Origin of the sequence: Luteibacter sp. (assembly GCF_036499525.1) — a bacterium.
Classification (GTDB): domain Bacteria; phylum Pseudomonadota; class Gammaproteobacteria; order Xanthomonadales; family Rhodanobacteraceae; genus Luteibacter.
In genome coordinates this window covers 1-26529 of record NZ_DASYDO010000075.1, presented here as the reverse complement: position 1 = coordinate 26529, position 26529 = coordinate 1, and the positions used below count along the sequence as shown (strand labels likewise).

Annotated in this window: 32 protein-coding genes; 31 read left to right on the top strand and 1 reads right to left on the bottom strand. The window is 63.6% G+C overall.

The window, feature by feature from the left end; translation table 11 throughout:
- The first annotated feature begins 78 nt into the window (after window positions 1–78).
- From VGM71_RS16060 to VGM71_RS15910, 31 genes are all read left to right on the top strand, one after another.
- Window positions 79–423 carry a putative holin gene (locus tag VGM71_RS16060; RefSeq protein WP_331546995.1) on the top strand — a complete coding sequence of 115 codons (345 nt, stop codon included), beginning with the start codon at window positions 79–81 and terminating at the stop codon, window positions 421–423.
- Window positions 423–1127: a transglycosylase SLT domain-containing protein gene (locus VGM71_RS16055; protein ID WP_331546993.1), complete on the top strand. Its 705-nt coding sequence runs from the start codon at window positions 423–425 to the stop codon at window positions 1125–1127. Before VGM71_RS16060 ends, VGM71_RS16055 begins: the two co-directional genes overlap by 1 nt.
- Complete coding sequence (locus VGM71_RS16050) at window positions 1124–1651, top strand: hypothetical protein (protein ID WP_331546991.1); 528 nt, start codon at window positions 1124–1126, stop codon at window positions 1649–1651. The genes VGM71_RS16055 and VGM71_RS16050 overlap by 4 nt, the downstream gene beginning before the upstream one ends.
- A 435-nt stretch (window positions 1652–2086) precedes the next feature.
- Window positions 2087–2347 (top strand): TraR/DksA C4-type zinc finger protein, encoded by a 261-nt coding sequence (locus VGM71_RS16045; RefSeq protein WP_331546989.1) that lies wholly within the window; start codon window positions 2087–2089, stop codon window positions 2345–2347.
- Complete coding sequence (locus tag VGM71_RS16040) at window positions 2335–2718, top strand: hypothetical protein (RefSeq protein ID WP_331546987.1); 384 nt, start codon at window positions 2335–2337, stop codon at window positions 2716–2718. Before VGM71_RS16045 ends, VGM71_RS16040 begins: the two co-directional genes overlap by 13 nt.
- A complete protein-coding gene (locus tag VGM71_RS16035) occupies window positions 2715–3023 on the top strand; it encodes a hypothetical protein (protein WP_331546985.1) in 309 nt (102 codons plus the stop codon). Before VGM71_RS16040 ends, VGM71_RS16035 begins: the two co-directional genes overlap by 4 nt.
- A complete protein-coding gene (locus tag VGM71_RS16030) occupies window positions 3023–3538 on the top strand; it encodes a DUF3486 family protein (RefSeq protein ID WP_331546983.1) in 516 nt (171 codons plus the stop codon). The genes VGM71_RS16035 and VGM71_RS16030 overlap by 1 nt, the downstream gene beginning before the upstream one ends.
- Window positions 3535–5058 carry a hypothetical protein gene (locus tag VGM71_RS16025; protein ID WP_331546981.1) on the top strand — a complete coding sequence of 508 codons (1524 nt, stop codon included), beginning with the start codon at window positions 3535–3537 and terminating at the stop codon, window positions 5056–5058. The genes VGM71_RS16030 and VGM71_RS16025 overlap by 4 nt, the downstream gene beginning before the upstream one ends.
- A 3-nt stretch (window positions 5059–5061) precedes the next feature.
- A complete protein-coding gene (locus VGM71_RS16020; RefSeq protein ID WP_331546979.1) occupies window positions 5062–6627 on the top strand; it encodes a DUF935 domain-containing protein in 1566 nt (521 codons plus the stop codon).
- Entirely contained in the window at window positions 6620–7915 is a 1296-nt protein-coding gene (locus VGM71_RS16015) for a phage minor head protein (RefSeq protein ID WP_331546977.1), read from the top strand. The genes VGM71_RS16020 and VGM71_RS16015 overlap by 8 nt, the downstream gene beginning before the upstream one ends.
- Complete coding sequence (locus tag VGM71_RS16010; protein ID WP_331546975.1) at window positions 7915–8508, top strand: phage virion morphogenesis protein; 594 nt, start codon at window positions 7915–7917, stop codon at window positions 8506–8508. Before VGM71_RS16015 ends, VGM71_RS16010 begins: the two co-directional genes overlap by 1 nt.
- A 234-nt stretch (window positions 8509–8742) precedes the next feature.
- Window positions 8743–9705, top strand: a complete 963-nt coding sequence (locus tag VGM71_RS16005; RefSeq protein WP_331546973.1) for a phage protease — start codon at window positions 8743–8745, stop codon at window positions 9703–9705.
- Between the two features lie 12 nt (window positions 9706–9717).
- Complete coding sequence (locus VGM71_RS16000) at window positions 9718–10137, top strand: hypothetical protein (protein WP_331546971.1); 420 nt, start codon at window positions 9718–9720, stop codon at window positions 10135–10137.
- A gap of 14 nt (window positions 10138–10151) precedes the next feature.
- Window positions 10152–11048: a Mu-like prophage major head subunit gpT family protein gene (locus VGM71_RS15995; RefSeq protein WP_331546969.1), complete on the top strand. Its 897-nt coding sequence runs from the start codon at window positions 10152–10154 to the stop codon at window positions 11046–11048.
- A 78-nt stretch (window positions 11049–11126) separates the two neighbouring features.
- Entirely contained in the window at window positions 11127–11612 is a 486-nt protein-coding gene (locus tag VGM71_RS15990; protein ID WP_331546967.1) for a phage protein Gp36 family protein, read from the top strand.
- Window positions 11612–12190 (top strand): phage protein Gp37, encoded by a 579-nt coding sequence (locus tag VGM71_RS15985; RefSeq protein ID WP_331546965.1) that lies wholly within the window; start codon window positions 11612–11614, stop codon window positions 12188–12190. Before VGM71_RS15990 ends, VGM71_RS15985 begins: the two co-directional genes overlap by 1 nt.
- 226 nt (window positions 12191–12416) lie before the next feature.
- Window positions 12417–13517: a phage tail sheath subtilisin-like domain-containing protein gene (locus tag VGM71_RS15980; RefSeq protein ID WP_331546963.1), complete on the top strand. Its 1101-nt coding sequence runs from the start codon at window positions 12417–12419 to the stop codon at window positions 13515–13517.
- A gap of 12 nt (window positions 13518–13529) precedes the next feature.
- Complete coding sequence (locus VGM71_RS15975; protein ID WP_331546961.1) at window positions 13530–13901, top strand: hypothetical protein; 372 nt, start codon at window positions 13530–13532, stop codon at window positions 13899–13901.
- Window positions 13901–14143: a hypothetical protein gene (locus VGM71_RS15970; RefSeq protein WP_331546959.1), complete on the top strand. Its 243-nt coding sequence runs from the start codon at window positions 13901–13903 to the stop codon at window positions 14141–14143. The genes VGM71_RS15975 and VGM71_RS15970 overlap by 1 nt, the downstream gene beginning before the upstream one ends.
- A 166-nt stretch (window positions 14144–14309) precedes the next feature.
- Window positions 14310–14666 (top strand): hypothetical protein, encoded by a 357-nt coding sequence (locus VGM71_RS15965; RefSeq protein ID WP_331546957.1) that lies wholly within the window; start codon window positions 14310–14312, stop codon window positions 14664–14666.
- Window positions 14667–14814: 148 nt separating this feature from the next.
- Window positions 14815–17205: a phage tail tape measure protein gene (locus tag VGM71_RS15960; protein ID WP_331546955.1), complete on the top strand. Its 2391-nt coding sequence runs from the start codon at window positions 14815–14817 to the stop codon at window positions 17203–17205.
- Window positions 17202–18644, top strand: a complete 1443-nt coding sequence (locus tag VGM71_RS15955; RefSeq protein ID WP_331546953.1) for a DNA circularization protein — start codon at window positions 17202–17204, stop codon at window positions 18642–18644. The genes VGM71_RS15960 and VGM71_RS15955 overlap by 4 nt, the downstream gene beginning before the upstream one ends.
- Before the next feature lie 19 nt (window positions 18645–18663).
- Window positions 18664–19734: a phage baseplate assembly protein gene (locus VGM71_RS15950; RefSeq protein WP_331546951.1), complete on the top strand. Its 1071-nt coding sequence runs from the start codon at window positions 18664–18666 to the stop codon at window positions 19732–19734.
- Window positions 19735–19790: 56 nt separating this feature from the next.
- A complete protein-coding gene (locus VGM71_RS15945) occupies window positions 19791–20306 on the top strand; it encodes a phage baseplate assembly protein domain-containing protein (RefSeq protein WP_331546949.1) in 516 nt (171 codons plus the stop codon).
- A 60-nt stretch (window positions 20307–20366) separates the two neighbouring features.
- Entirely contained in the window at window positions 20367–20717 is a 351-nt protein-coding gene (locus VGM71_RS15940) for a phage GP46 family protein (RefSeq protein WP_331546947.1), read from the top strand.
- Window positions 20718–21785 carry a baseplate J/gp47 family protein gene (locus VGM71_RS15935; protein ID WP_331546945.1) on the top strand — a complete coding sequence of 356 codons (1068 nt, stop codon included), beginning with the start codon at window positions 20718–20720 and terminating at the stop codon, window positions 21783–21785.
- On the top strand, window positions 21782–22294 hold the full coding sequence (locus tag VGM71_RS15930) for a putative phage tail protein (protein ID WP_331546943.1): 513 nt from the start codon (window positions 21782–21784) through the stop codon (window positions 22292–22294). The genes VGM71_RS15935 and VGM71_RS15930 overlap by 4 nt, the downstream gene beginning before the upstream one ends.
- Before the next feature lie 3 nt (window positions 22295–22297).
- The gene (locus tag VGM71_RS15925; protein ID WP_331546941.1) at window positions 22298–23932 is read left to right on the top strand and encodes a tail fiber domain-containing protein; all 1635 of its coding nucleotides are present in this window, start codon (window positions 22298–22300) and stop codon (window positions 23930–23932) included.
- The gene (locus VGM71_RS15920; RefSeq protein WP_331546939.1) at window positions 23929–24279 is read left to right on the top strand and encodes a hypothetical protein; all 351 of its coding nucleotides are present in this window, start codon (window positions 23929–23931) and stop codon (window positions 24277–24279) included. The genes VGM71_RS15925 and VGM71_RS15920 overlap by 4 nt, the downstream gene beginning before the upstream one ends.
- 3 nt (window positions 24280–24282) lie before the next feature.
- The gene (locus VGM71_RS15915) at window positions 24283–24924 is read left to right on the top strand and encodes a hypothetical protein (protein ID WP_331546937.1); all 642 of its coding nucleotides are present in this window, start codon (window positions 24283–24285) and stop codon (window positions 24922–24924) included.
- Window positions 24925–25114: 190 nt separating this feature from the next.
- On the top strand, window positions 25115–25903 hold the full coding sequence (locus VGM71_RS15910) for a DNA adenine methylase (RefSeq protein WP_331546935.1): 789 nt from the start codon (window positions 25115–25117) through the stop codon (window positions 25901–25903).
- A 382-nt stretch (window positions 25904–26285) separates the two neighbouring features.
- On the opposite strand, the gene VGM71_RS15905 is transcribed toward VGM71_RS15910, so the two are convergent.
- Window positions 26286–26492 (bottom strand): cold-shock protein, encoded by a 207-nt coding sequence (locus VGM71_RS15905; protein WP_036117760.1) that lies wholly within the window; start codon window positions 26490–26492, stop codon window positions 26286–26288.
- Between the last annotated feature and the right edge of the window lie 37 nt (window positions 26493–26529).

Sequence of the window (26529 nt, the reverse complement as noted above, 5' to 3'; positions counted from 1 at the left end):
AGGGCTTGAATATCAGCTCACACGCGCGATAGACGAATCTGACGGCACACGGGGTCATGTGACCTACGGGGAGCCGCTATGTCGTTTACGTCGCACATCCGCGATGCCGTTACCGCATGGGTAGCAGCTCGCCTTAGATCGTTTGGCCTGACCGGGATCACTCGCGTCTGGCGTTGGTGGGTCGCAGCCCTGGTGCTGCTGGCCATCGTCACCTTTATCTCGCCCCAGGCGGCGGGAGTGCTGACGCTGAAATTCGGGCAGCAGATGCTCGCCGCCATCGTCGGCTACCACTTGGCAAAGATCACCCTGATTCATGCAGTACCCGAGCGGCTGCGCGAAGTGCCGGTCATCTCCGCCGCCCTGACCATCGGTCGGGCGCTGATCATGGCGGGTGCAATGCTCGCCGTAGGGCTGGGCCTGTGATGTGGGCCTATAGCCTCCTGGCGATAGCCCTGCTGCTCGCTCGCTGGCAGGGGCGCCTCGTTGCCCAGGGCAGCCTTATCCGCGCATTTCTGGTTTGGCTTGTTGCCATCGCCATTGGCTTGGGGGCATTGAATGCAGCCCACGCCACAAGCATCCCGTCACCAGCCGCCGAAGCGTGGCAGCGCACAGTGCAGCGGGAGGCCCATGCCGTATGGGGCATCAATGCGCCCGTATCCGCCTTCGGCGCCCAGATCGAGCAGGAGAGCGCCTGGCGCTCGAATGCTCGAAGCCCCTATGCAGCTGGCCTTGCCCAGTTCACAACGGACACCGCAACAGACATGGCGCGGTGGTATCCGGAATTGGGGCCGTCCGATCCGTACGACCCGCGCTGGGCCATTCGCGCACTGGTGCGATACGACTACCGTTTGTACTCAGGCATCACGGGTGCGCGCGGCGACTGTGACCACTGGGCGATGACTCTCTCGGCGTACAACGGCGGAGCCGGTTGGCTGAATCGCGACCGCGCCCTCTGCTCGCATGTGTCTGGGTGTGACCCCTCGCGCTGGTGGGGTCACGTTGATCGACAAACCCAGCGCGCTTCCTGGGCGCGGGCCGAGAACCGCGCCTATCCATCGCGCATCCTGCTCACCCTGCAGTCCCCTTATGCCGCTGCTGGCTGGGCCGGACAGGCGGTGTGCCCGTGACGATCGCTGCCCAACTGAGCGGAATCTCTCTGACGGCCGCCACCAAGCGCGTGCTCGGTTACTCGCTGATTCTGGCACTCGTATTTGTCAGCGGTTGGTTCGGTGGTGGCAGGTCGACCAACGAGGCGGCCCAGTCGAAGTACATCGATTCCGCCATCGACAGCGCGTTGTGGCAGAGCCAGGCACAGATGGATGAAGCCGCCCTGGCCGATGTGAAGCAACGCCTGGACAAGCAGCAGGCGGACCTTGCGACGGCGAAGAAGACCGCCTCGGACGCCGTAGCCCAGCGTGCCGCTGTTCAAAAACAACTCGACATCGAGCGCGATACGCGCAAGCAAGCCCTGGAGAAAGCCGCGAATGAAAACCCCGACTGTGCTGCGCTGGCTGGTGTGCTTTGCCCTGCTGTCGCTCGTCGGCTGTTCGGGGAGCCGGAAACCCCGCCCCGTACCGACCAAGACAACGGTCCTGTCGGTCGCCGCAGTGACGTATGCACCGATGCCGGCCGAGCTGACGGATGCGATTGAAGCTCCCGCACCGCCGCCACAACGGTGCCGCGCTGCGGATGGCGCTCCCGGCTGGTGTCTTCTCGATGCCGTCAGCTGGAGCGAAGACTGGCGCGGAACCCTCAACCGGTGCAACGCGGATCGAGCTACGACCGCCCGGATTGGCGCCGCCGTGCAGAAGGCAGTCTCGCCGTGAGATCAGAGAAAGGATGGAAAGGAAGACGATGAAAAGCTCATGGGGGCAATGGGGCTCGGCCCAGGATCACCAGAGATACATGGTGAAAGTGCGACCAGCTTCGCGCAGACGTTGCTATTGCGGCTGTGATCAGCGGGCAACCCACGTTGGCATGGCCAACGGCGTCGCTTTGACCAAGGCTTGCGAGCTGGGTATTCGTCGCTGGATGAAAACGGGGAACGTCGTTGCGACGCGTAACAGAGTCACGAAGGATGGCGCACATGGATGAGTTCGAAATTGCCTCAGCGCAGGAGGATGCGGACCGCAACGCCCTGATCACCATTCAGTTGCAACGCGGCCGACTGGCGCGTGCCGCTGCCAGGCATGCAGCAGACGGGCGTCGTGTATGCGTCCATTGCGATGAGCCGATTGCTGAGAAGCGCCTCGCTGCCGTACCGCATGCAACGGCATGTCGAGAGTGCGAAACCGTGGCCGAGCAGCATGCCGCCCATTACGTGAGGAGAAATGCGTGGGCAGTGTGATCCAGCTCAATACGCGCGAAGTGCTGATCCTCATCAGTGCCTTTGCCGGCGTCGTCTTTACATTCGGCAAGTTGCTGCTGGGTCAGTTCGAACGGCGTATGCAGGAACGCTTTGACGCCATGGAAAAGCTGCGCGAGGCTGAGAAGAAAGCCCAGCGCGATCAGTTCGAGACGCTCGAAAGCAATCTGGAAGAGACGACCGGCCGGGTAACCAACATCGCGCAGCGAGTTGAGCAGCTGCGCGATGAGCTTCCTCGGCAGTACGTAACACGCGAGGACTGGATTCGGTTTGCGACCACGCAGGATTCCAAGCTCGATCGACTGATGGAGCTGGTCTACAGCATGAAAATCAACGGGGGGAATAAATCGTGAGTGAAATCGACCTGGGCAAGATTCAGCGGGAGTCCGCCCGTTGGCGCATCCTGCGCATCCTCGATGCTGGCCGTCCGTTGCCGGTGAGCGAGCATACGGTGCTGCTTGCGCTCAACGACGCGAAACTGTCGCTGACGATGCAGGAGTTGCGTCGGGAGCTTGACTACCTGGACGACCGCAAGCTGCTGCGGATCCTCGACGTCCATACCTCGCACTGGTCCGCCGAGCTGACGCATTACGGCGTTGACCTGGTCGAGTACACCGTGGACTGCCTGCCGGGCATCGCCCGCCCGTCGAAATTCTGATGGCACCGCGTAGCAAGGTCACCCAGCTGCCGGCCGCTGTGAAGCAGTGGCTGGACGATCGCCTGGTCGAGGGAAATTTCAGCGGTTACGAATCCCTTTCGACCGAGCTGGCCAAGCGTGGCTATACCATCGGCAAGAGCGCGCTGCACAGCTATGGCCAGGAATTCGAAGACCGCCTGGCAGCGGTCAAGATGAGCACTGAGCAGGCGCGCGCGGTGGTAGCCAGTTCGCCGGACGACGACGGCGCCGTCAACGATGCGTTGATGCGCCTAGTGCAGGATCGCCTGTTCACGATGCTGGTCTCGGCCAACAGCGACAAGTTGGATCTGCCCAAGTTTGCCCGAGCGATCGCCGACCTTGGCCGGACCACGATCAGCCAGAAGAAGTACGCCGCCGAAGTTCGCGTCCAGCGTGAAAGCGCGGCCGCCGAAGTTGACAAGATCGCCCGCAAAGGTGGGCTCACGGCTGAAACTGCCGACGAGATCCGCCACAAGATCCTCGGTATCGGCCAATGAGTAACCTAGCCAGCGTCAGCAGCGCCGTGCTGATGCCGTACCAGCAGCAGTGGATCGCCGACGACTCGCCGTTCAAGGTTGCTGAGAAGTCTCGCCGTACCGGCCTCACCTGGGCGGAGGCAGCTGACGACGTGTTGATCGCCGCATCCGCCAAGGCAGCGGGCGGCCAGAACGTCTACTACATCGCCTACAACCAGGACATGACCATCGAGTACATCGAGGCATGTGCCATGTTCGCACGCGCGTTCAACTACGCGGCGGGCGAGATGGAGGAAGGCATCTGGGAGGGCGAGAGCGAGGAAGACAAGAGCATCAAGACCTTCACGATTCGGTTTCCCGACAGCGGCCACCGCATCGTTGCACTGACTTCCCGTCCGTCGAATCTTCGCGGACGTCAGGGCGTGGTGGTGATCGATGAGGCCGCGTTCCATGACCAGCTCGATGAGCTGCTCAAGGCTGCCATGGCGCTGCTGATCTGGGGCGGAAAGGTCCGCGTGATCAGCACACATAACGGTCAGACGAACGCCTTCAACGAGCTGATCACGGATATCCATGCTGGCAAGCGCTCCGGCTCGATTCACCGCATCGACTTCGCCACGGCCATCGCCAACGGACTTTACCGCAGGGTCTGCTCCCGGATGGGCGTCGAGTGGACGCAGGCTGGCCAGGACGAATGGGTCGCGGGCGTCTACAAGTTCTATGGCGACGGCGCTGCCGAGGAACTGGACTGCGTTCCGTCCAACGGCACCGACGCTTACCTGTCTGGCGCACTGATCGAGGCAAGGTCAATCGATGTCCCCGTACTGCGGTGGTCGCAGCCGGTCGCGTTTGCCGCCCTGGACGATCACACCCGGTGGAATGCGTGCCAAGCGTGGCTGGAGGGCGAGGTGCTGCCGCTCCTGGAAGCCCTCGATCCGACGCTCGAACACGCCTTCGGCCAGGACTTTGGTCGTGACCATGACTTGACCGTCATCGCCCCCATTCAGACCCTGCAGCGACTCCGCCGAAGGGTGCCCTTCATGCTGGAGCTGCGCGGCATCCCGTTCCGCCAGCAGGAGCAGATCCTGTTCTTTGTCATCGATCGCTTGCCGCGATTCACCAAGGGCGTGCTCGATGCGCGCGGCAACGGGCAGTCGCTGGCCGAGTTCGCGTGGCAGAAGTATGGCGAGGAACACATCGAGCGGCTGATGCTGAGTGAGAGCTGGTACCGCGAGCAGATGCCCGCCTTCAAGACTGCCTTCGAAGACGGTGCGTTCGATATTCCCAAGGACATCGACATCCGCAACGACCTGCGAGCGCTGAAGCTTATTAAGGGCGTCGGCCGTCTTCCCGACGGCTACAAGGGCAAAGGCCAGGACAACCAGCCGCGACACGCCGATGCCGCCATTGCTCTTGCGATCGCGCACTACGCCAGTCGCCAGGATGTTGTGGTCTATGCGATCCACCGCGTCAAACCCACTGCCGATCTGCCGCGCGCTATCAAGCGCAGCGGTGGATGGCGCACCGAGAAAGGTCTTTAAACCATGGCGCAGTCCACCATCCTCGACCAGTACGGTCGACCCATCGAATACGACCAGCTCACGGAAGAACTGTCCGCGCCCTCGCTCACGGGCATCCGTTCGACGTGGTACCCGTCAACGGCCGGCAGCCTTTCGCCGGGACGCCTCGCCGCGATGTTGGAAGCCGCCAACCAGGGCGACGCCGATGAGTACCTCACGCTTGCCCTGGAGATGGAAGAGCGTGACCTGCATTACGCTAGCGTGCTGGGTACGCGAAAGCTCGCTGCGTCGGGCCTCGATGTGACGGTCGAATCGCTCACCGATGATGCCGCCGACGTGCGCATGGCTGACGCGCTTCGCGAACTGGTCGCGGCTCCGGAGTTCGACGAGCTGCGGGCGGACCTCGTCAACGCCCTGGGCGCCGGCTACGCGGTCAGCGAGATCATGTGGGACAAGAGTGGCAAGACGTGGATGCCGTGCGACTACAAGGAGCGCGATCCCCGTCATTTCCGTTTCGACCGTGACACGGGCCGTGAGCTTCGGCTGATCGACCCGCAGGACATGGTCAATGGCATCGCCCTAGCGCCCTACAAGTTCGTGGTGCACTACCCGCGCATCCGGCCGGGCCTTCCCATTCGTGGCGGCCTCGCGCGACTCGCTGCCGTGGCTTACATGTGCAAGTCCTGGGCGTGGAAGGATTGGATGTCGTTCGCGGACATCTATGGCCTTCCCATGCGCGTCGGCAAGTACGGTCCCGGAGCGAGCGCGGACGATATCGCCAAGCTGATGTCGGCCGTAGCCAACCTCGGCAGTGACGCGGCGGCAGTGATGCCCTCCGGCATGTCCATCGACTTCCAGACGGCAGCGCAGACGGCGGGTGCCGGCGACTTCTTCCGTGGTTTGGCGGAATGGTGGGACAAGCAGGTGAGCAAGGGCGTCATCGGTCAGACCATGACCGCCGATGACGGGGCGAGCATGGCGCAGGCGCAGGTGCACCAGCTCGTACGCGAGGATCTGCTCACGGCTGATGCCAAGGCGCTGCAGAACACGCTTCAACGCCAACTGGTGCGCGGCTTCATCGACCTGAACTTCGGGCCCGGTCGCTATCCGCGTCTGACCGTTAACGTCCCCAAGCCCGAGGATGTCGCCGCACTGGTCAAGGCGCTGGGCATCCTTGTGCCGCTGGGACTTCAGGTCGAGCAGAGCGTGGTACGAGACAAGTTGGGGCTTGCCGATCCAGCACCCGGTGCCGTCTTGTTGCAATCGGCAACGCCAAAGTCCGTCGCCGCCAATCGCGCACTCAACGCTGAGGTGCAGCCGACGCCAGCAGATGCCGCCGTGTCCGTCGACCGCGTCGATGCGATCGCGCTTCAGCTCGATACGCAGCAAGGTGCGATCACAGATCAGTGGCTGGACCAGATCCGCGCCGTTGTTGACCAGGCCGCGACCTTGGACGACGTCCGCGATGGTTTGTTCGCTCAGTTCGCTGAGCTGAGTCTGGATGGGTTCGCTCAAGGCATGCAGGACGCGCTGGATGCTGCACAGGCATCGGGCCGCTACGACCTGATGCAGGAGGCGGCCAGTGGCTGATACCAAGCCGCGGCTTCGCCTGGTCGATGGACGCTGGCAGGAGATTGGCTCGCCTGCCAGCGTCAGCGCTCCCACGGCCACCAGCCTGCCTTTCAAAGAGCAGGCTGCTTTCTGGCGGCGCAAGGTCAACGTACCCACCGATACCTGGCGCGATGTTCAGCGGGAGGACCATGCACAGGCTTTCATGGTCGCTGGTGCGGCACGCGTGGATCTGCTCGATGACCTGCGCAAGGCGGTGGATAAGGCCGTGCTGGGCGGCGGCTCCATCGAAAGCTTCCGTAAGGACTTCGACGCTGTCGTTGCGCGCACCGGCTGGGAGTACAACGGAGGTCGCAACTGGCGTACCCGGATCATCTACACGACCAACGTGCGCAGCAGCTATATGGCCGGGCGCTGGCAGCAGATCCAGGCGATCAAGCATCGCCGGCCGTATATGGAATATGTGCACAACGATTCGGTGCGCCACCCGCGCCCTCAACACCTGGCGTGGAACGGCACCATCCTGCTTGTCGATGATCCTTGGTGGAACACGCACTACTGCCCGAACGGCTACGGCTGTCAGTGCACCACCCGGACGCTCGCTCAGCGCGATATGGATGCCCTGGGCAAGACGGGTCCCGACGAGGCACCGACGAGCGTGGACGACACGACGGGCATCGATCCCGGGTTTGACTACAACGTGGGCCAGGCGGCTGCATCGATGCCAGCGGCTGATCGCATGGGGCAAAAGATCATGACCATGCCTAAGCCGTTTCGCGATGCCGCCCTGAGCGATGCGCAACGTCGCCAGGCCGACATGTTCGCGGACTGGCCAGCGGCCGTTCGCCGTGCGCAAAGCGCAGATGCCGACATGCCATCCGTCCAGCAGCCGGTGGGTTTCGTTCGACCGCGTGTGGCCCAACGGCTCGACCAGGGCACCTTGCCCGGACGGGCGGACAAGCCGTTAACCAGCGCCTTGCTGACGGCGGATGACGACGCGTTGGCCACCGCGCTGGCCAGCACCGAGGGCAATGCCCTGTCTGCGCTGCAGCGGCTTGCCCAGGATCTTCCGCAGGTGTTGGCTGATGGAACGGTGCCCGTGTTGTGGGACGCGCACGCGCAGCAGCTCCTGTACGCCCATGCCATCGCTGACGGACGCTTTGCAGTCGCATCGTTTGCCCTGGACGCCACGGGGCCGCGCGGCCGTGGACAGGGCGGCGCTGTATCCGGGCGCCTGCAGACTCTGGCATTGCTCGATGCCGCTCATCTGGCGACCGAGCGGTACCAGCTCCTGGACGGCGCCCTGTAATGAGCGGCGTCAGCTACAGCATCGAGGTCAACGTCAAGGAGGTTGCTGCGCGCCTGGCGCATCTCGCCAAGCGCCTGGACCACGTGCAGGATGCCTTGGCCGAGATCGGCGAAGTACTCGTACCGAGTACCCAGCAGCGGTTCGGCCAGGCCATTTCGCCTACGGGTGCACCGTGGGCCCCGTTGTCGCCGCGCACGCTGGCCCACAAGAAGGGACCCGGCATCCTGCGTGAGAGCCTTGCTCTGCAAAGCTCCATTCACTACCAGGTGGAGGGTGACGAGCTGCACGTCGGTACTGATCTTGTCTACGGTGCGATCCAGCAGCTCGGTGGCAAGGTGCACCACGCCGCCCGCAAGGGCACGGTGAACTTCCGCCAGGACAAGCAGAGCGGCGAGGTGGGCCATCGCTTCGTCAAGGCCAAGCACGCCAACTTCGTCCAGGACGTCACGATAGGTGCGCATGAAACCGAGATTCCGGCACGCCCGTACCTCGGGCTGAGCGCCAAGGATGAGCAGGACATCCTCGATGTGCTGTGGGATTACATCCTGGAGGATTTCGGTGCCAGCGATTCGGGCGGAGGAGCCATCGCCTAAAACGCCCGTGGTCGCCCTGCGAGGGGGTGGGTGACGGCAGAGATACCGGAAGGGGGTGGCGCCGGGCTCTAAAATGCGTTTTAAATGCCATGGAGGGGATGCCTGCCCGGTCTCGGCATCCCACCTGCCGGCTGCCAGGTCGTTTTCTGGCAAAAAGCCCTTCCGAGGGGCATGCCGGTTTTATAACAAGCCCTTGAATAACGGGGCTGCGCGCGCGGGGCTGAACATGGCCCCATGCCACGCAAAACTCACCTCGCTCTTAATGTCGAACTCGCCGCCGTCGATGGCGCCGCTCCCGAGTGGGTGGAGCTGATTCCGGCCGGACCCAACGTCACCGGCCTTGACGGCCGCAGCTGGGTCTTCGACCAGCTCGCTGCCGACCAGGTGCTTGCCACCTTTGGCGAGCGTGGCCTCGACGTCGTCATCGACTGGAACCATGCGACCCAGCTCCAGGCACCCACGGGCGGCGACGCGCCGGCCGCCGCATGGATCAAACAGTTGGAGTCCCGCGACGGAGCGCTCTGGGGTCAGGTGGATTGGACCCCGCGCGGTGGTCAGCAGGTCCTCAACCGCGAGTACAAGTACCTCAGCCCCGTCTTCGACTACGACCCGACCACCAAGCGCATCGCGCGGCTGGTCAGTGCGGCAATTCTCAACACTCCCAACCTGCGCCTGACGGCGCTCAACAGCGAGGAAACACCTGTGGCCCTATCCGCAGCGATTGCGGGTGCGCTCGGCCTCACCGCCGACGCAACCGATGAGGCGGCTATTGCCGCCATCACCCAGCTGAAGACCGCGCAAGCGGCCAACAGCGAGAACCCCAGCCTGGAACGCTTCGTGCCTCGGTCGGACTACGACACGTTGCAGGCCCGTGCTGTCAACGCCGAACAGGCGCTGGCTACCCGGGATGCCGCCGAACACACCGCCGCCGTGGATACCGCGATCAGCGGTGCCCTGGCGGCCGGCAAGATCACGCCCGCCACCGAGGCCTACCACCGTGCCAGCTGTTCGGACTCGGCCGGCCTGGCTCGCTTCAAGGATTACGTCAACGTTGCGGCGGTCATTGCGCCCGACCAGAAGGATCTGGACAAGCCCGGCGGCGCCACCGAAACCGCCCTCAACGCCGAAGAGCTGGCCGTGTGCCAGGCCACCGGCCTTGATCCCGCCGCCTTCCTGGCTACCAAAGCCACCAAGTAAGGACAGATACCCATGACCCAGCTCACCCAGGGCCGCCTGACGCCGCGTCGCAACGGCGACCAGGTCGGACACGTTGTCGCCGCCGCCACGCTCCTTTTCACCGGTGGCCTGGTGGCACTCAATGCCACGGGCTTCGCCGTGCCCGCGACCAAGGCCGGCCGGAACGTCGTCGGTGTCAACGAATGTGACGTCGACAACTCCAAAGGCGCCGACGGCGATTTGCAGGCCAGCCTTCGCCGCGACTGCTTTGCGTTCGACAACTCGGCCACCAGTGCGTGCACACGTCTGGATATCGGCGCCGTCGCCTATGTCGAAGACGACAGCACCGTGGCTCGTACGGGCACTGCCATCGCCGGCGTCGTCGTCGATATCACTGACGAAGGCGTGTGGGTCGATGTCGGCCGCTATCCCATCACCGTCGAAGCGGCTTAAGGAGCCTCGCACCCATGATCGTTAACGCAGGCAACCTCAAGACCCTGTTTATCGCCTTTAAAGCCGCCTTTGCAGGCGGCCTGGGCACGGCACCGAGTCAGTACACCCAGATCGCCACCGTCGTGCCCAGCACGACCGGCGCCGAGGAATACGGCTGGCTGGGTAAGTTCCCCAAGATGCGCGAGTGGATCGGTGATCGCGTGGTCAACGGCATCCAGAGCCATGGATACACAGTCAAGAACAAGCCGTTCGAACTCACCGTGGGCGTTCCCCGCGCTTCCATCGAAGATGACCAGTACGGCGTCTACAGCCCGATGATGACCGAGATGGGCCAGAGCGCGGGCGAGTTCCCCGACGAGCTGGTGTTCAGCTTGCTGGCAGCTGGCCGCACCGATAAGTGCTACGACGGCAAGCCGTTCTTTGCCACCAACCATCCGGTGCTCAATGCGGCAGGCAAGCCGGTCAACCAGAGCAACGTCGATGACGTCGCCGACGGCGGTCCCGCCTGGTACGTGCTGGATACGCGCCGCGCACTGAAGCCGCTGATCTTCCAGGACCGCAAGAAGCCCAATTTCGTCGCCCAGGTGGCGGAGACGGATGAAAACGTCTTCAGCCGCGCTGAATACGTCTATGGCGTCGACGCACGCGGCAATGCCGGTTACGGCTTCTGGCAGCAGGCCTACTCGTCCAACAAGCCGTTGAATGCAGCGAACCTCGAAGCGGCCATTACGGCGATGACCGGTCGTGTCGGCGACAACGACCGCAAGCTGGGCATCAATCCCAGCGTCCTGGTCGTGCCGTCCACCATGGAGTTTGCGGCCGCCGCCCTCCTGAAGAGCCTGCTGGTCAACGGCGGCGAGTCCAACCCCCTTGCGGGCCGCCTGACGATCCTCGTCAGTCCCTGGCTGTAACGCCCCCCGACGCTTGCTTGCGTAAGCACGCGTAGCCACACCGCCCAGGAGAGCCTGGGCGGTGCATTGAAGGAACCCATGAACATCACCGCCGCTCAGCTTGTGACACGTTTTGGCGCCGAAGAGATCGCCGCCATCGCCGTGCCCAAATGGCTGGACCCGCTGACCCCCGACCAGATGTCGATGGCTGCGAATGGCGATGACCTCTCCCAGTGGGACGATGCCGCGAAGCTATCGGCCCAGAGCGCGCTGAGCCGTATCGACACCGTCAGCGGCCGCGCCACCACCGAGCTTGCCTATTACCTGCGCTTCCGTGCGCCGACGGCCGACGCGCCGATCTGGCTGCAGGACGACGCGCTGGAACTGGCGCGCTATCACCTGTACGACGCTGCTGGCAATGCCGACAGCACCGTGCGGCTGCGCTATCAGGACGTGATCAAGCGACTCAAGGCGCTGATGGACGAAGACGCCGCCAATGACGTATCCGAGGGTGACACGGGCGGCGCGCCCACCGTGATCAGCAACCCCCGCGTTTTCTCCCGCCACACCCTGCGGAGGTTTTGATGCTTGACCTTATCGAAGCCGCCGTACTGGGTCGGCTCCAGACATTGAAAGAAACGTCGTCGCGCATCGAGTTGGCGGGCTATGCCGGCGAGCTTTCCGACGGCGACTTGCTGGCCAAGGTCGCCGCTGCCGGGATGGCGGTGCTTGTGCTGGTCCCAAGCGGCAAGTTCACCAGGCGAAGCAACCGCCGCTTCAACTTCGATGGCGTGGTCCGCCTGGTCATCTTTGTGCGACAGGCGCGGGGCCAGGCAGAAACCCGCATGGGCACTGCAGGCCAGATGGGTAGCTACGCGCTCTGGGATAGCTGCATGCGCCTGCTCACCGACTTTCACCCGAGCAACGAGGCGGCGGGCCTGTCCGCCGATGGCCTCGTACCCACGACATACAACAACCTGGTCAACGGCAAGACCGAGCGCGATTACCTGAGCGTGCTGGGCCAGAGCTTCGCCATCAAGGCGGACTGGACCGTGCCCGAGGATGCCGCCGAGCCCCTCCTGGGCATCGACCTCAACTACTACCTCAAGCCCGGCGACGACTTCATCGACGCCTCGGATCACGTCCCCCTGGAGAACACGTAATGCCGCGAGTCATCGCTAATGAGGGCCTGAAGGTGCCCCTCGAAAAGCAGCGCGCGTTTATCGGCAGCGAGCCGGTCGACGTGCCTGATTCCATTTACTACCGCCGACGGCTTGAGACACGAGAGCTAGTGCTCGCCCCGGGTAAGGCGACCAGCAAGCCCGTTGCTCTCACGCCTGCCAGTGAGCCTGATACCACCGCCAACTCGAAGTCTGGGAGCGCCGCCAAATGACCATCACCCTGAACACCATTCCCGCAAGCACCCGTAAACCGGGTACGTACATCGAGTTCAACACATCGTTGGCGGTCAACACGCTGCCGGCCAACGCACAGTCGCTTCTCCTGGTCGTGCCCCTGCTCGCCGCCGGCACGATGGCTCCCTTGGTGGCCACCGTGGTGTACGACGCACAGAGCGCGCTGGCACTGACGGGAAGCACCGTTGCCCAGGCGATGGTGGCCGCCGCCATCAAGGCCAACCGTTACCTGCAGCTGTCCCTCGTAGGGATCTCGGTTGACGACGACGCCGAACCCGATATCACGGCGGCACTCGATGCCACGGCGACAGGTGATTACACCCAGGTGGTATCCGCATGGCAGAGCAGCGCCGCCCTTACGGCGATGCGCACACATATCGAAGAGGTGACCAACTCGATCAACCAGAAGCCTCTTCTGGGCGTCGCCGCCGTGGTGGGCACGTTGACCTCGGCTACCACGCTAGCCACCGCTCTCAACAGTGGACCGGTCACGCTTGCGCTGCTGCCCGGGACCACCTACACGCCAGCCGAGCTGGCTGCCGCGTACGCCGCCGTGATCGCCAGTGAGAGTGACCCGGCACGTCCGCTGAACACCCTTGCGCTGAGCGGCGTCCCGGTGCCGGCCATTGCCGATCGATTGTCACGGAACGAACAGGAAACGGCCCTGCTCAACGGGGTAACGCCGCTTGAGGTCGGTCCGGGTGAAGTCGTGCAGATCGTCCGTGCCATCAGCACCTATACCAAGTCCGCTACCGGCACGGCTGATGTGTCGCTGCTGGATATCACCACCATGCGGACCCTGTACTACGTGCGCCAGGCCTGCCGCGATCGCGTCGCCCTGCGCTTTCCGCGCGCAAAGAACACGGCCCGGATTGCTGCATCCGTCCGTGGCGAACTGCTCGACGTACTGAAAAAGTGCGAGACGCTCGAAATCGTGGAGAACGTCGACGCCAACGCCGACGGGCTTATCGTCGAAAAGAGCGCGACCGATGCCAGCTGGCTCGTCGCGTCGATCCCTGCCGACGTGGTCAATGGCCTGCATGTCTTCGCAGGCGTGATCAACCTCATCCTCTAAACGGAGAAATTCATGGCAGATACCTATGTTGGGCTGATCGTGCTTGAGATCGACGGCACCGAGTACGAAGTGGTCAGCCTCAGCACGACCGAGAACACGAACCGTAAGGTCGTGAAGACGATGAACTCCAGCGGTCGTCCGCTGGGCACGTCCAAGGGTGTCGCGGATTATGCGCTCACCGTGAACGTGGCTATCCCGAAGACCGGCGAGCCGAACTGGAGCACGCTGATCGACGGCAAGGTCACCGCGTATCCCCAGGACGGCGGCGGCGTTCGCGAGACCTGGACGGGTGTGCACCTGGTCACGAAGGGCAGCACGTACAACCTGGACAACGAAGCCACCCGCGAGCTGCAGCTGGCCGCCCTCAACTACTACACCGAGTGATGCGGCCGCCCCTGGTCCGCCTCCCGGTACTCGCGATCGTGCTGGCCAGCGTTCTGCTGGCCAGCTGCGATCTCCCGGAAGCGCAGCAGCAACTGGTTTGCACCCGTGGTGGCACGATGCTTTACCAGAGCCCGCTATCCACCTTCATCGCCCCTCGCGACGGCACTGCCAGCTGGCAGATCGAAAACACGATCTATACGCCCGAGCGCAATAGCACCTGTTACATCGTGGACGTGCACTAACTTTTCGGCGATACGGCGTGCCGCGCACGACACAAAGTCCGTAGGTAATCAGACCCTGTATCTCACTGAGCCGGTATGAGCGTGACGGCCAAGACAAAAAGCAACTCAGGGACCCGGCCAGACGAGCTGGCTATTGCCATCCCAAACAATCATTGAAGGTCCGTTTATGTCCACGTCAAACACCAAGAGTTGGGAAGGCCTGACCATTTCGCGCGAGCTGAAGATCGGCGTGCTGTTCGCCGGCACCAGGCACAAGAAGTTCACGCTGCGCGTACCGATGGCGGGCGATCTGATCAACGCCCAGAAGGCATACCCCAGTGGCCCGATCCGTCTCCAGGCGTTGGAATGCTATCGCCAGCAGCTTCTCCAACTCGGGGATATCCCTGCTGAAAACCTGACCATCGAGCTGCTGAGTAATGAGCTGAGCGAGATCGACCTGGGCCTGTTGGAGGTGGCCGATGAAGCGTTGGGAAAAGCGCTGAGCGAGCCGCCCGAAGAAGCGAACTCCGAAACTGGTGGCTGATCGAACACGTTTTGGTTAAGCAGGGCTATCGCATTGACGAAGTACGACAGATGACCAAGCCCGAGATAGAGGTCCGCCTGGACTTCATCAGCCGTCGCGGCAAGCCCGCCACCAAGACCTACAAGAGTCTGAGGAACAAAGAAGCCCGATGAGCGACATGCGCGTCAATCTCACCGTACGGGCGCGCAGCGAGGGAAGCGGTCCGGTCGATGCTCAAACGGCCGCCGTCGACAAGCTGGGCAAGACTTCCACCGCCACGGGCAACAAGGCCAAGCAGGCTCTGCGCTGGCAAAACGGTCAGTGGCAGGAGGTCAAGCAGTCCACCTCCGAAGCGGGCGCCGAGGTCAAGAAATTCGGTGGCACGATGGACCGCGTGGGCACGCAGGGGCAGCGGGCCACCGAAGCCATCAAGCGCGGTTTGCAGGACGACGCGCGCGAGTTACGCCGGTCCACGTCCGAGGCGGAGCGTGCGGGCCGTGGCATGGACCGACTGCGCATGCTTGCGCTGCGGTCAACCAGCGCACTGCGCACCATGGCCAGCGCGGCACGCCGCGAGTTCGATGCCTTGCATAAGGTGTTAGGTGGCGTCGGTGGTCGACTGGCCACACTGGGTATCGGGGCAGGCGCGGTGCAGACGCTGCGCTCGAGCGCGCGGCTGGACCGCACCAACATCCAGCTGCGTCAGACCGCCGACATGAGCGCTGCGGATGTAGATGATTGGCGGCGCACGCGCTGGGCGATGGCTCGCGCCAACGGTAACGATCCGGATGCCATTGATCGTGGCATGGGTCAGCTGGTGGCGGCGGGTCTGAACTATAAGCAGGCCAAGCCTGCGTCCAACGCCGCTGATATTGCGTCTACGATTAGTGGCGCCGATCAAGGGCAGTTGGCGGACTATCAGGTCACGGCTGCCGCCATCTTCAATGAGGACCTGGCGAAGAGCGGCGTAAGTAATCGCTTGCTCGCCCAGGGCTTGGTCGGCGGTCGCCTTGGTCGCGCCGAGCTGCCAGATCTGCCGAATATCTTTCCCCGTGTCGGCGGCGCCGCCCAGCAGGCGGGCTTGAACTACCCGCAGACGATCGGCTACATCGAAGCGCTATCGAACATCGAATCGCAACCCGAGCGTCTGGCGACGTTGGCTGAGTCGGGGCTGCGCATGTTCACCAATGGCAAGTACCGGGCGCAGGTCACCAAGACGACGGGGGTGAACTTCTTCGATAAGAAGGGCGCTACGCGCGATCCCTTCACCGTCATGGAAGATCTGCGCAAGCGGTATCAGAAACTTACGACGGATAGTCGACGTTCCGACTTCTTGCAGGCTGTGATCGGTGAGGCCGACCTCGATACGCAGCGCAACTTCCGCGCCTTCCTGCAGCCAGGGCGCATCGAGCAGGCGCGCGACTACGGTAAACAGATTAGCACCGTGACGGACTTCGACCCGGCCCAGCTCGATGAGAACCGTAAGAGCGCCACGGCTACTGCCGGGCGCGTGAAAGCCACGGTAGGAGAGGCCCTGGACAAGGCCGCCATACCCGTGAACCAGGCGCTGGCCAGCGCCGCGCAGTACCTGCTCGATGACAAAGGTCTAAGCGGTGGCCAACTCCTGGGCGGCGCAGCGGCCCTGGGTGTGGGCGGCTTCTACGGCAGTCGCCTGGCCAAGTGGGGCGGCAACAAAGCCTTGGGCAAATTGACCGGCCTACTAGGTGGCAGTGCCGACACGGTGAAAAACATCGTTGTTGGTCGCGCGCTGCAGGAAAGTGCTGGCGTGACACCGGTGTTTGTCACCAACTGGAGCGGCGCGCCTTCGGGTATGGGTAGTGCGGCATCCAGCGCCGCAGAAATCGCGGCTGAGGCGGCGACCGGTGGTCGTGCCGCAGGCGCCGCCACGGGCGTCGCACGGGTTGCTGCCGGCGCTCGGGGCTTCGCTATGATGGACCTGCTGCCGGCCTTCGCCCTGGGCAGCGGTGTCGCGGCCGTGAACGATGCCCTGAAGCCTATCGCCGACGCCCAGGACGCGGCCTTGGTGGCCGACCAGCGGGAGCGTGATAAGAAGCGCCTGGGCATCAACGATGCCCAGCTCGACCGGCGCAATCAGATCGAAACGAGCGAGATGCCCTATGGGCGCTGGGTCGACAGTGCCAACGCCGCTCCTGGCAAAACGAGCGTGGAAGACTATGAGGCCTGGGTGTCGCGCCAGATCCCTGCGGAGCAGGCGGACGCCGCCCAGACCGCACAAGCGGCAGGGTTGATCGGCGATGTGGCGCGTTCGCCGGCCGCGCGCTGGCTCTCGCCGCGCCTGTCTGATTCCGTCGGCACCTGGGCAGAAGCGACCGCCTCACGGCTGGACCCGGCCGCTACTGGCGATGCCAACGCGTCGACCGGGGGCCAGATGCAGGAGGCTGCTCGTCTATTCAACGACGCGGCGCGCCTGCTCGAACCACTCTTGGGCAAGCCACTCCAGATCCAAGTCACATCGGACACAGACGAACTACACGCCAAAGTCGTTGATCGACAGGTGCGTGACGCGAGGCGCGGATGAGCTGGAAAGACAACCTCCTGCCGGCAAGCTTCCGCTCGGTCGCTATCGACGTGATCGCTACGGAGCTGGACGTCAGTCGCTCCCTTGCCCAGCATGGCGTGCCTTATCGTGACGGCGAATCCATCGAGGATCTCGGCCGCGATGCGCGCCGCTTTGAGGTCCAGGTGGTGTGTTGGGGCGATAACTACGAGACGACGCTGCAGCAACTGATCGTTGCGCTGGATTCGGCAGATGATGCCGCCTTTGTGCACCCGGTGTACGGCAGCGTCACTGTGCATGTAGAGCGTTACCGGATTCGGGACGGCGCGGAGACGCCGGACTGGGCTGAGGTAGCGCTCACGCTGATCGAGTCGGGCGATGACCCGCAGTTCTTCCAGCGGACGTTCGTGACCACTGCCGATGCCGTGGCGAGTACGCAGCAGCTCAGCGGCCTTGCCGCTGCGATTGCCTCCGGCAAGGCGGTCCTGGGTCAGGTTCGTTCGTATGCCTCGGCGGTGCGCGGTGTACTCGCGCAGGTGGTCGGAATCGTGTCGAACGTCCGTAACGCGACGGATGGCGGATGGACCGGGCTGATGGAGAACGTGATCGGCCAGCCAGGAATCACCCTGCAGTACGCGCAGCTGCGCAGTCAGATCCTCGGCACGCTCAGTGGCCTTGCCGTGTTAGCCGACGGTGTCGCACCGACGTTCGACCCCGTCGTGGGCGAAGGATCGAATCGCGTGCTCCCCGAGGCCCGTGATGACATTGAATTTGCTATGCCCACCGATGCAACATCCTTGCTGGCGGGCAATGCGCTGCCGCAGACCGTGCCCGGGCAGGACAACCTTCCAGCCATGGCGGTCCGCGCGTGGCAGGTCGCCCTCGTGTGCTCCCGCCAGGGCGTTATGCCAACGCTGTACGCCGGCACCTCGGATACCAATGCCGGCGCGAACGGCGGCGCGGCCGGTGGCACTGCCATCGAGTTGCCAGATGGTCTCCCTGTGGACGCCGTCAACGCCGTGGGCCTCACCTTGGTCGCCTACCTGATTACAGAGCAAGCCATGGTTCTCGCTGACGCGGTCTGCAGCGTGTTTGACGAAGAGCTTGATAGTCCCAGCCTGACGCCCAGTGACGTCGATGCCTTGACCGCCCAGGCGCGCTCGCTTCTGCAATCGGCGATCATCATGCACCGTGAGTTGTTCGGCGTGGAGGCAGCGCTGGCGGTCATCGAGCCGCTCCGCCAACTTGCCCAGGTTGTCCAGGTGTCGGCCAATGCGGTAATCAATATCAAGCCTCCGATGGTGCAGCGTGTAGCGCCCTCGACGCAGTGCCTACGCCGTCTGGCTTTCCTTTGGTACGGCGACAACACACGAGCGAACGAGCTGCTTCGACTTAACCCGCAGCTCGTGACGCCCTACAGCGTCGCCGCAGGTCAGGTACTGAACGCATATGCCAACTAGTCCGAACATTCGGTTGTCGGTGGGCGGCGTCGTCAACGACACCTGGACGGGCTGGTCGGTCGATAGCGACCTGCTGACGCCCGCCGATGCGTTCGAGCTCGAGCTTTTCACGCGTAGCGGCATAACTTTGCCGGCGACAGTCGTCGAGGGGGCGCCGTGCACCCTGGATCTGGACGGCGATGCCGTATTGACCGGCACGCTGGATGAGGTTGAACACCAGGTAGGCCGGCGTGGCCACGCCGTGCGCATCACCGGCCGCGACAAAGCCGGAACCTTGGTGGATTGCTCAAGCCCGTTTGTCGCGATGCGCGAAGCCACCTTGCAGCAGATCATCGACCAGGTCGTGAAGCCCATGGGCATCAGCAAGGTCCGGCTGGACAGCGACATCGCCAAGCTACGCAAACAGGTGCAGGTCAGCCCAGGGCAGACAGCATGGGAAGCGCTCCTGCTTACAGCCGAGGCCAACGGCCTCTGGCCGTGGGTCGATCCCGATGGCACGCTGGTCGTCGGCGGTCCTGATTACGCCGCAGCCACAGTGGGCGACCTGGTCATGCGCCAGGGCGACAGTGACGACAACAACATTGAGGATATGAGCGTGCGGCGATCAATCGCTGACCGTTACAGTCAGATCACGGTGTTGGGCCAGCATGGCGCGTATCAGGGCAGCGGTTGGGGCGAGGATCGCACCACGCTCGCGGCTAAGGTCAGCGACAGCGCACTGACCGCTCGCGGCATCTTCCGGCCCCGCGTGGTCATCGACAGCGGCTGTGATACCAGCGACCTCGCCAGGGACCGGGTCGACAAGCTGCTCTCGGATAGCAAGCTCGATGCATTTGAGGCACGAGTAAAGGTTAAGGGTTGGCGCGCCAGTGGTGGGGCGGTCTGGACGCCTGGCCAGCGCGTCAACCTGATCAGCGAACCGCACGGTATCAACGGCACCTATTTCCTCATGGCACGCACGCTACGCTTGACGCGTAGAGAGGGAGCGACCACCGAACTGCGCTTTCGCGAAGATAAAACGTGGATAGTTAACGCCCACCAGAACAAGCAAAAGAAGCAGAAGAAACCCACGGAGTACTTCGGCCTGTGAAGCGCCTAACCCAAGTCATGCGGCAAACCGCGGAGCGAGCCGGTCAACGTGTGCGCATGGCGTTTCGGGGCAAGCTCAGTCGCCTGGACGCCACCGCCGTGTTACCGACTGCCCAGGTCGAAGGCTTGGCTGGTGAAGCCGTCGCGGCTGAACTCATGCAGCACTACGGACTGTCTAGCGCGCCCCTCGCCGGCTCCGAGGTGATCCTGCTTCCCGTTGGCGGCGACAGTGGGCATAGCGTGATCATCGCCAGCATCGACGGCCGTTACCGCATCCAGCTGCAGCCAGGCGAAGTCGCGATCTACACCGACGAGGGAGACCACGTGCACATGCAGCGCGGTCGGATCATCGAAGTCGTTACAGAAACCCTGCTTGTGAAAGCCGGCACCAAGGTCCGGTTCGAGACGCCGCTCGTGGAGATGAGCCAGGATCTGAACGTCGAGAATGACGCGCACGCCGATGGCGACGTCAGTGATGGCATCCGTGCCATGGCCGATGATCGCCAGATCTACGATGGTCACACTCACCCGGTCAGCGGCAGTTCGACTGCGCCACCGAATCAGAAAGAGTGATGGCGTTACTAACAAGCGCTTGAATATGTGCCCCGCGCGTGCGCGACGCAACATGCCGCCATGGATACGGGCATTGATCCCAGAACAGGCGACCTAAGCGGACAGCGCATCACGACGCTGGCCAACGCCGTGTATCTGCGTCTCGTTATCCCCCTCGGGAGCTGGTGGGCAGTCCCCACCATTGGCAGCCGCCTGCACGAGCTGCAGCGTGAGAAGGATGTCCCGCGCGTCCGCATCCTGGCGCGGGAATACGCGTTGGACGCTCTACAGGGCCTTCTGTCGGATGGACGAGCCAGCGCGATCGACGTCTCGGTGTCTTCGCCGTCCACCGGATGGTTGCAGCTCGATGTCGACGTGACCGAAGCGGGCGGCGAGCAACAGACCTTCAATCACTGGGTACGCGTGATCTAAATGACCTTTCCCACGCAAAGCCTTGAGACCATTCGCGACCGAATCCTGCGTGACATCAGTAGCCAGGATGACGAAGCCGACGTCAGCACCGATAGCGACAACTACGTGCGCGCGGCGGCCGACGCAGCCGCCATCGAGGGGCTCTATCAGTACCAGGCATGGCTATACAGGCAGATTTTCCCTGATACCGCCGATCTCGCCGAGCTGATCAAGTATGCCGCTGAGCGTGGTCTGAGCCGGAAGCCAGCCCGCGCGGCGACAGGCGAGTTGAGCGTCACCGGCATCTACGGAACGACGCTGCCAGCGGGTAGCAGCGTCCGTCATGTCAACGGCACCATGCTTGTAACCGTCTTGGACACGCCGGTGGGTGCCGATGGCACGGCCATCGTGCCCATTGCGGCGGCCGTGGCCGGAGCAGCAGCCAATGGGATCATTGGCAACGCCACGATCACGAGCCCGCCCCTGGGCATCGACGCAGCAGCGGTGGTAAGCACAGCGCTGGCCAGCGGCTCGGACATCGAATCGCAAGCCAGCCTGCTTGATCGCTACCTGACTCTCCTCAGGCGCCCCCCTGCGGGCGGCAACCACTACGATTACAAGCGCTGGGCGGAATCCATACCGGGCGTCGCGTCGGCATACGTGTATCCGCTGCGCCGAGGACTGGGGACGGTCGACATCGTCATCGTGGGGCCCGATGGCCTGCCCAGTGATGAGCTGATCGCCCAGGTTCAGACCTACATTGATGACCAGCGGCCGGTCACGGCTTGGAACTGCCTGGTGTTCGCGCCGACCATCATCAACGTGGACCACGATGCCAAGGTGGAACTCACGGCGGGCTACCAGCTCGCGGATGCGCTCACTGACGCGAAGACCCAGCTCGCGGCACTGTTTGCCAACCTGGCTCCCGGCGACACGTACTACCGCTCGCGCGGTGAGGCGGCGTTGTCAGGTATCTCCGGGGTGATCGATCGTCAGCTGATCAGCCCGGCCGCCAATGTGGAGGCGACGGTCGACGCCAGCCAAGTCCAATGGCTGCGCCTGGGCGCCGTCACGCTGGAGCTAATGTGAGCGTCTTTGCCGAACTGCTGCGTTCGCTGCTACCGCCTGTCGCCTACGATCCCAACGGACAACGACTGTCCGCCTGGATTGATGCCGAGGCGGCCGCGCTTCAGGCGGCGCGCGACGGCGGCGACACGCTACTGGCCCGCATGCATCCCGCCTCGGCGGATTCCGACGTCGTCAGCTGGGAACGTCTGTATGCCCTCACGCCTGCGCCTAGCGAAAGCCTGGCTAAGCGCATCCAGGTGGTGCTGGCCAAGATGGGCGAGCTTGGCGGCATATCCCGCGCCTACTTTGTGCGCCTGGCGGCAAGCCAAGGCTACGGCATCACGATCAGTGAGCCGCGGGCCTTCCGGTGCGGCATCAGCCGTTGTGGGGAACGGCTCTACGGCGAAGACGTGGTGTTCGTCTGGGACGTCACCATCAACACACGGCCGATAGGCGGCGACGACGCCGCCTTAAAGGCGCTTTTTAACGACCTCAAGCCCGCGCACACGCAGTGCGATTTCGTGGAGTAACGCATGCGCCGCATCAATACATCTGACGGGCTTTACCATAATGCCGACGTCCTGGCCGGCGTCCAGGGCACCGTGGTTGACGCCGATGCTCTTAACGCGATCCAGGAGGAAATCATTGCCGTCATCACAGATGCCGGCATGGAGCTGGACGCGTCGTCGAACACCCAGTTGCGCGATGCGATTGCAGCCATCACGGGCGCCGGTGTCGAGTGGGGCGCGATCAAGAACAAGCCGGCAACCTTTCCTTCAACCATCCTCTTGGTTGCCGGGCTATCGGATGCCCTTGGCCTGCTTGCTCCCAAGGCTTCGCCAGCTCTTACGGGCATACCGACGGCCCCGACAGCTGCGGCCGGAACAAACAATGGGCAGATCGCGAGCACAGCCTTCGTTTCCGCTGTAGTCAAAACCCTTCAGACCGCGTTGGACGGAAAGTCAAACGTCGGGCATGGGCATGCCATCGCGGACGTGGCGGGCCTACAGTCATCGCTGGATGGAAAGGTTTCGAAGGCCGGCGACACGATGACGGGATGGCTCGACGTCGCCCCACCGGAAGGCACGTCGGCAACCATTCGGCTCAACGCCGCACCATCTAGCAACAACGCCCTCATTTATCAAAAGGGCGGACAAAACCGCTGGTCGTTCACTGGTTCGGTCAACACTGAAACAGGCGCCGGCAACGCCGGAAGTGATTTCGTGATTCAGGCGTTCAATGACGTCGGAACGTACCTTCGCGACTGTGTCGCAATTAGTCGATCCACCGGGACTTTCTATGCTTATGGCGACGTCAGCGTAGATCGCACCATCTACTCTCAGGGTGACGCGATCGTGCTGGGCACGAGCGGTGCCAACCCGTCAGGCAGTCTCATTTACCTGCGGCCTGCCGGCACCAACAGCACCTCCGGTCAGGTGGTTGTGCGTGGCAGCAACGGCAACCTCGAACTCTCGCAAGGTGGCTCGCTTTCGCTCGTTCAAGTCGATAACGCCTCCCCGCCTAACGCACCGGTGCGCGTTGGCTTGAACGGCCAGAATGCGAACGGCATCGGCGGCTCGTTCGCCAATTGGAACGCGAGCCGCATGCCGGCCCTCCAGATCGACGCGGGCAACGACGGTTCCGCGTACATGATCGCACGCGTTACGCACTGGGGCAGCAAACACATCGCCGGCATCGACGCCTACGCCGCCGGCGGCAATGCGCAGCTGGTTTTCCATTGCGGCACCGCCAACACGCACACGTTCGACCAGGCCGGCAACATGACCGCCAGCGGGCGGATTACGGCCATTGGCGGCTTCAACGTCTCCGACCGCCGCGAAAAGACGAACATCAAGCGCCGTGCGGTATCCGCCGGCATCGCCGCTCGCGTGCGCAAGGTCTATTCCTCGTGGAACTGGAAGCACGACGGCCAGGCCGACACCGGCGTGATCGCCCAGCTGCTCCTGAGGTTCGCGCCGCAGCACATCCGCGAATTCTCACGCCCGCACAAGCGGCTGATGGGCAAGCAGGTGACGCGTCTCTCCGTCGATAAGCCGGGCCTCGCCCTCGAATGCGCGCTCGACGCCGATCGACGCGTGGACGAAGTGGTCAAGCAGAACGCGGCCCTGTTGCGCCGCATCGAGAAACTGGAGCGCAAGCGCACATGAAGCCTCGCATCGAAGACATCGCCTCGGGCATTACCTGCGAGGTGATCGCCTTGCATACCACCATGCTCTACGACCCGAAGGCGGGCGATGCTCGCATCGTATTCGCCGGCACCCCGTGCCTGTACAGCGGCGACGAGTACCTCGGCCCGGGCGGTGACGCGTATCCGCTGAGCGTGACGCTCTCGGGCATTGCCTCGCAGTGCTTTGGCGAAGGCACGGACCCGGTGACCGGCGCGGACCTCTCGACCATCTCGTGCGCCGGCGCGGTGGCGATCATCAAGGCGGCGTTCGCGAAGCTGTACGACGCGGAACAGTCCCTGCCGCCGCCGATGCCGCCCGAGGCGTAGTCCGTGACGGATTACTACTACGCCGGCGTGCGCTTCGAGTCCCTGTTCGCCCCGGACACCGTGGGCGACGGCCCGGCGCCCGGGGGCCTCCTCCAGGGCGGCGTGCCCATTCGCTTCGCCAACATCAAGTACGGCAGCAAGCGCGCGGACATCAACTTCCAGAACGGTGGCCTGGACGTCACCAACTACTGGGCATCCAACGGCTCCGCCTCCTACTCGCTACCGATTGACGGCGGCTCGTATTCCGCCAACAACCAGCAGCGCGGCGGCGCCTACATTCGCCTGCAGATGTTCGCCAACGGCACGTACCAGGTCCTGCGGATGCAGAACGCGCCGACGAGCTGGTCGGTGGCCGCCTCCGGCACGTGGCTTCCCGCCGGCGACGCCGCAGGAAACTACGCCGTCGTGTTCGAAGCCGTCGAGCAAGGCCATAGCTACGTCGGGTCGGCCAGCAGTGGTGTCGAGAACCAGGCGCCCGGGCAGACCGGCCTGGGCGGCAACCCGTATTGCTCGGGGTACTGCTCCGCGAGCCTCACCGGCACGCGGGCGGATTCGCACGGCTACCTCCGTCTCTACCTGTACCGCGCGGGTGTCCTGCGCAGCACGACCACCATCAGTTACTGGTGCAACGTCAACGGCAACTAAGCCACCCAATTACACAGGGAATTACCAGGGCTTACATTGGGAAAGCCTTCAACAAAGACACCGATAGTCGGGGGCCAGGCTGCGTCAACAGCCTGACCCTCACCACGATGAGGCGTGGATCAGATGAGCCCCCTTCCGCACGTGCGGCAAGGGGAAGGTAACCCCTCCTGATCTCACAACCGGAGACTCGATGTCCCTCCCCATCATTCCTTGGCTCGGCGGAAAACGCCGGTTAGCCGATAGGATTTTTGCGTTCTTTCCCAATCACACATGCTATGTGGAGCCGTTTGCTGGCGGTGCTGCGCTATTTTTCCTCAAGCCACCAGCTGAGGTCGAAGTACTGAACGACATCAACGGCGACCTGGTCAACCTGTACCGCGTCGTGCAGCACCACCTCGAAGAGTTTGTCCGCCAGTTCAAGTGGGCGCTTTCCAGCCGACGCGTCTTCGAATGGCTCAAGGTCACGCGGCCGGAAACCCTGACAGATATCCAGCGAGCGGCACGGTTCTATTACCTCCAGCAATCGGCATTCGGAGGAAAGGTGCAGGGCCAGACCTATGGCACTGCCACCACCGTCCCGCCCGGCCTGAACCTGCTGAGGCTGGAAGAGACCCTATCTGCCGCCCACCTGCGGCTGGCCAGCGCCTACGTCGAACACTTGCCGTGGCAGGCCGTGGTATCCAAGTACGACCGACCGCACACGCTGTTCTTCATCGACCCGCCTTATTGGGAGACCGAGGGCTATGGTGTCGAGTTCGGATGGGAGCAGTACGAGGCGTTGGAGCGGTGCCTGGGGAGTATCCAGGGGAAGGCTATCATGACCCTCAACGACCACCCGGCCATTCGGCAGCTCTTCAGTCGCTTCCACATGGAGCGAGCCGATCACCGCTATACCGTCGGTGGTGGCAAGGGCAAGGAGGTCGGGGAGGTGCTGATATTCAGTTGGGACCTTGCAGTGGAGCCTGCAGGCCTTTTCTGACGGGGGGGAGTGACGCGGCGGGCGGTGGAAGGTTCCAGGGCCTTCTTCCCCACCCTGGGCGGGCTCGCGGCGGCCGGGACCACTTTAGGGCGGAGTACCCATAGCCGTGGCCTGAACGCTGCGGCGGCGGGCCAGGAGTTAGGGCCCTTTTAAGACCCTTTTCAGGCGGATTTGGGAGTTCTCAAACCATGTGGCGCGCCCGCTCAGACCAATCGCCGCGCTACAGCCACGTCCGGTGACGCGCGACGGCTCCCCCTGCCTCACCGCCAAACGCGCAACACGATGGCGAAGCCGAGCCTGGAGCCCTAGGAATGCTCGAAGAACAAAAAAAACCCCGCGCGGGTGCGCGGGGTTTCCTTTCGAACCAACGAAGCGGAAGCGGTCAGGCGGCGATTTCGACGCCCGACGCCTGGGCACCCTTCGGGCCCGTGGTCACTTCGAACTTCACACGCTGGCCTTCCTGGAGACTACGGAACCCCTTGGAATTGATCGCAGAAAAGTGGACGAACACGTCCTCCCCACCGTCCTCGGGCGCGATGAAACCGAAACCCTTGGCGTCGTTGAACCACTTGACCGTACCGAAACGCATTGCGGAAACCTCTGGACATGGACTGGAAGCACCCGGA

What these genes read in the sequence shown, in the direction of transcription:
- VGM71_RS15905 (WP_036117760.1), bottom strand. Translation starts at nt 26,492, where the DNA reads ATGCGTTTCGGTACGGTCAAGTGGTTCAACGACGCCAAGGGTTTCGGT.
- VGM71_RS15910 (WP_331546935.1), top strand. Translation starts at nt 25,115, where the DNA reads ATGTCCCTCCCCATCATTCCTTGGCTCGGCGGAAAACGCCGGTTAGCC.
- VGM71_RS15990 (WP_331546967.1), top strand. Translation starts at nt 11,127, where the DNA reads ATGAACATCACCGCCGCTCAGCTTGTGACACGTTTTGGCGCCGAAGAG.
- VGM71_RS16060 (WP_331546995.1), top strand. Translation starts at nt 79, where the DNA reads ATGTCGTTTACGTCGCACATCCGCGATGCCGTTACCGCATGGGTAGCA.
- VGM71_RS16030 (WP_331546983.1), top strand. Translation starts at nt 3,023, where the DNA reads ATGGCACCGCGTAGCAAGGTCACCCAGCTGCCGGCCGCTGTGAAGCAG.
- VGM71_RS15925 (WP_331546941.1), top strand. Translation starts at nt 22,298, where the DNA reads ATGCGCCGCATCAATACATCTGACGGGCTTTACCATAATGCCGACGTC.
- VGM71_RS15920 (WP_331546939.1), top strand. Translation starts at nt 23,929, where the DNA reads ATGAAGCCTCGCATCGAAGACATCGCCTCGGGCATTACCTGCGAGGTG.
- VGM71_RS15935 (WP_331546945.1), top strand. Translation starts at nt 20,718, where the DNA reads ATGACCTTTCCCACGCAAAGCCTTGAGACCATTCGCGACCGAATCCTG.
- VGM71_RS15955 (WP_331546953.1), top strand. Translation starts at nt 17,202, where the DNA reads ATGAGCTGGAAAGACAACCTCCTGCCGGCAAGCTTCCGCTCGGTCGCT.
- VGM71_RS15995 (WP_331546969.1), top strand. Translation starts at nt 10,152, where the DNA reads ATGATCGTTAACGCAGGCAACCTCAAGACCCTGTTTATCGCCTTTAAA.
- VGM71_RS15985 (WP_331546965.1), top strand. Translation starts at nt 11,612, where the DNA reads ATGCTTGACCTTATCGAAGCCGCCGTACTGGGTCGGCTCCAGACATTG.
- VGM71_RS15975 (WP_331546961.1), top strand. Translation starts at nt 13,530, where the DNA reads ATGGCAGATACCTATGTTGGGCTGATCGTGCTTGAGATCGACGGCACC.
- VGM71_RS16045 (WP_331546989.1), top strand. Translation starts at nt 2,087, where the DNA reads ATGGATGAGTTCGAAATTGCCTCAGCGCAGGAGGATGCGGACCGCAAC.
- VGM71_RS16005 (WP_331546973.1), top strand. Translation starts at nt 8,743, where the DNA reads ATGCCACGCAAAACTCACCTCGCTCTTAATGTCGAACTCGCCGCCGTC.
- VGM71_RS16055 (WP_331546993.1), top strand. Translation starts at nt 423, where the DNA reads ATGTGGGCCTATAGCCTCCTGGCGATAGCCCTGCTGCTCGCTCGCTGG.
- VGM71_RS15965 (WP_331546957.1), top strand. Translation starts at nt 14,310, where the DNA reads ATGTCCACGTCAAACACCAAGAGTTGGGAAGGCCTGACCATTTCGCGC.
- VGM71_RS15940 (WP_331546947.1), top strand. Translation starts at nt 20,367, where the DNA reads ATGGATACGGGCATTGATCCCAGAACAGGCGACCTAAGCGGACAGCGC.
- VGM71_RS16000 (WP_331546971.1), top strand. Translation starts at nt 9,718, where the DNA reads ATGACCCAGCTCACCCAGGGCCGCCTGACGCCGCGTCGCAACGGCGAC.
- VGM71_RS15960 (WP_331546955.1), top strand. Translation starts at nt 14,815, where the DNA reads ATGAGCGACATGCGCGTCAATCTCACCGTACGGGCGCGCAGCGAGGGA.
- VGM71_RS15970 (WP_331546959.1), top strand. Translation starts at nt 13,901, where the DNA reads ATGCGGCCGCCCCTGGTCCGCCTCCCGGTACTCGCGATCGTGCTGGCC.
- VGM71_RS15980 (WP_331546963.1), top strand. Translation starts at nt 12,417, where the DNA reads ATGACCATCACCCTGAACACCATTCCCGCAAGCACCCGTAAACCGGGT.
- VGM71_RS16025 (WP_331546981.1), top strand. Translation starts at nt 3,535, where the DNA reads ATGAGTAACCTAGCCAGCGTCAGCAGCGCCGTGCTGATGCCGTACCAG.
- VGM71_RS16020 (WP_331546979.1), top strand. Translation starts at nt 5,062, where the DNA reads ATGGCGCAGTCCACCATCCTCGACCAGTACGGTCGACCCATCGAATAC.
- VGM71_RS16010 (WP_331546975.1), top strand. Translation starts at nt 7,915, where the DNA reads ATGAGCGGCGTCAGCTACAGCATCGAGGTCAACGTCAAGGAGGTTGCT.
- VGM71_RS15945 (WP_331546949.1), top strand. Translation starts at nt 19,791, where the DNA reads ATGGCGTTTCGGGGCAAGCTCAGTCGCCTGGACGCCACCGCCGTGTTA.